Below are 3,261 nucleotides of genomic sequence, written 5' to 3'. Positions count from 1 at the left end.
TAAAAAGTGTTCTTATCTCTTTTTTTACTTATATGATGAAGAAATCAATTGTGGAAAAATTAAACAAACATTTTTTTAAAACATTTTGGCTGAGGTATTATATTTTCAATTGTCCACTTTGTTCAATTTCACGTTTATTATATAAAATTTATATAACAAAGAAAAAAGCACCCGTTTTGGATGCTAACATGAAGGTTTGTTAGATATGAAAAAATTCATAAACTAAATACAAATAATAAAAGTATATGCTCACTACCGCTTACTGTATTATGTTAAATCTTCGGATGAAATTAATGAGTGAATCCACCGTCAAGCCTAAATATCTACGTTTATCTCCCAATTATAAAGTAAATTTCCCACCATGATAACAATAGTAAGTTTCTGCTTTAAGGTTTTTAATCTTTCTTAAAGATTGTTGCGCTTTCTCAACATTTAAACAAAAGTGTGGATTAGCAATGATTAATTCATGATTCTCATTAACAGCTGCATCACCTGTAATTACACTTTTTAAACTTTGAAAATACAATGAAATATGTCCTGAAGTATGCCCTGGTGTTGCTACTACTCTACATTTGTTATCTAAAATCAAATCACCATCATGTACCTTTTCATCAATCGAGACATGCTTCAAATTCTTTAATTGTTGTGTAAACCATTTACCAAATTTGATTTCTTTGCTTGACATATTTTCTAGCATTTCTTCAGCTTGAACCAATCTCTCTGACTTCATTTCACCACTAATGTATTTCGATTCACTTTCACTAGCAATAATGTTAATCCAAGGATACTTCTCTTTGAAATCATATAGGGAACCTATATGATCATCATCATAGTGAGTAATGATTATATTTTTTATATTCTTCGCTTCATATCCATTTTTAAAAATTTCATTTTCAATTAAAGGTAAGAAATTTGTATAACCTGTATCAACCAGAGTTAGTTCATCATTCAATATAATTAAGCTAGGATAAATGTAATTTTTTTGTTTATTAAATTCAAATTCAATTGGTAGCTCTATTATCTTCATTTTTCTTCCTCCATACGGTATGTTTGTGAAACCTTTGATAACCGAATATTCTATACACTTATTGTACATGATATGAAAAAAGACGTTATAAATGTAGATTTGAAATAAAGTTTGATCAACCATCCTCTCACCGATCTATATTTTAATATAGTAATTTTGAAATTAGGGAGGATATAATGCCGTATATATGGCCTTTAGGTTGGGAGCACATTAATTTCTTAGGAGAATATAAGTTTGAAGGAGTTCATTCAACAAGTTTACATTGCTTACGTTCCGTAAATATTAAAAGGCCAATTTACTCTTAACGGGGTAAGATTCGGCTCTTTTTTATCCAAATTTGCTTAGCGTGTTTTTCTTCCGAAATGCTGGCATTACCCCATGCCCATCAAGCTAAGATTTTAAAGTACCCCCTAAATGGAAATTTTGTGTTTTTATAGTACCGAAGTTTATTTTTATCGTTTTGGGGAACAACAGATTTTTTAACTTGATAGCAATGGGGTCCCATCCACATTTTAACGAAAATATACGCTAAGCAAATTCGACATGAAAAAACGTTGATTTTACTACTCTAAGCGGTATCACCAATCTCAAAAACATAGGTATTTGAGACAAATGTACTTCAATGTAGAAGGTACTGAAAAGAGCCTAAACAGTGTCTCAAAACTCATCTTTAAATCAAAATCTCAATTCAAATCGTGTTATTGAGTTTTGAGAATCCCTTAGCGTATAAAAACGTTAAAATGTGCGTGCTACCCCAAATAAAAAAATCCCTCAGATAAGCTGAGAGAACTCTTAAAATTTACATTATTTTTCTTTATTTGTTAGGTGATTAGATTTTTTAATAAGTTCTATTAATTCTTTTTCATAGTTAGTTTTATGTTTTAAATATTGAAGAAATCGAAGACTTACTAACACTAAGAGAAAATATAAAATGAACTTAGATATAAACCCCATAATTGGTAAAAGGATAGGTGTATAAAAGAAAAGTAAATTCCAAGGCATTACTATTAACAAAGATAATAATAAAGCTAACCATATATGATTTTTATTCAAGTATTTCCACCCTTTCGTGATGAGTACCTCTCATTACAAATTTTTCTAATACCAATTATTATTATATGTTCGACTTGGCTTCATATAGCCCTCCTGTATTTTTTATTATCCTCTTGTTTTTGGGTGTGAGTGCAATGGCTAGGGTGAAGCCAGGAACTATCCCCTTATAAAAATAAACATAATAATATCAAAAAACCGCTCAGTTCGTCTGAGAGATTAAATTTTTTAAATACTCCAATGTAAACTTTTGAATATTTGTTTACATTCGTTTTGCCGTAAACATTAACTTCACGCCAAATCTTCTGATATACTCAATTTATATAATGAAAGTATACATTCAAAACATTATAAATAAAGGGATTAAATCTTAACAAGAAAAAACGAGTATCTCATCACTATTAAGATACTCATCCAAAGAAAGCATAAATTAACTATTAGTATTTAGCTCTTTACAGTATTTCTTTACAAAAAACGCCATTATTAACGTAATAATTCCTATACTTAAACCAAGTAATTGATCTAACGAAATTACATCACGAAAAATCCAACGTATAATAAATCCCACACCAAATACTAATACAAGTAACAAACCAAAATATTTTAGTCCTCCATATACATCTTCCATACCCAAACCCCTTTTAACTTCATAATCAAATTACACTATATCGAGGTATTTAAATAAAGCGCCTACATCAGTTAATCTTGGTTGTAAAAAAGTTTGATAAAAACTTATATAGAAGTCTAATTTTTATATACATAAAATATTTTATACTTTGCGCTCTTTAAAAAAGTTAGACGCAATGAAACAAGCTATTCCAGCAATAAGAACACTAAATGATAATACCTTATTTGTATTTTCAAACTGTATAATATCTGTAATCACATTAAGCATAATTAGTCCCCAAACAAATAAAATTGGCCCGAGAAAAAGTAATATCTTTCCTAATAATGAACGTTTTTTCATAATCTCCCACCTTTCCTATATATAAATTCTATCATAATTTTAATTGGTAATTTCTAGTTTTGGGGGTAATTTTCCAGGTCATAATTAAATTATTTTAGTTCATTTTTTTATAAACGGTATGACTTTGTTTTAAATCGATAGTTAACATAACCCCACTTATCAGTAGTCACTGTATCTAGAAAAAACCCCTTCATTTTACTTGCTGAAGAGGTTTTGT

3 protein-coding genes are annotated in these 3,261 nt (G+C 28.9%); all 3 read right to left on the bottom strand.

The annotated features are described in order from the left end of the window. Nucleotides 1–340: 340 nt before the first annotated feature. Nucleotides 341–1,027, bottom strand: coding sequence for an MBL fold metallo-hydrolase (locus tag BPMYX0001_RS27125; protein WP_006097376.1), 687 nt, complete (start codon nucleotides 1,025–1,027; stop codon nucleotides 341–343). Nucleotides 1,028–2,507: 1,480 nt separating this feature from the next. Then, entirely contained in the window at nucleotides 2,508–2,705 is a 198-nt protein-coding gene (locus tag BPMYX0001_RS27115; RefSeq protein WP_006097375.1) for a hypothetical protein, read from the bottom strand. A gap of 141 nt (nucleotides 2,706–2,846) precedes the next feature. After that, the gene (locus BPMYX0001_RS27110) at nucleotides 2,847–3,044 is read right to left on the bottom strand and encodes a hypothetical protein (RefSeq protein WP_006097374.1); all 198 of its coding nucleotides are present in this window, start codon (nucleotides 3,042–3,044) and stop codon (nucleotides 2,847–2,849) included. Between the last annotated feature and the right edge of the window lie 217 nt (nucleotides 3,045–3,261).

It is taken from the genome of Bacillus pseudomycoides DSM 12442, assembly GCF_000161455.1.
Taxonomy (GTDB): Bacteria; Bacillota; Bacilli; order Bacillales; family Bacillaceae_G; genus Bacillus_A; species Bacillus_A pseudomycoides.
This window is presented reverse-complemented; position numbering and strand designations above follow the sequence as displayed.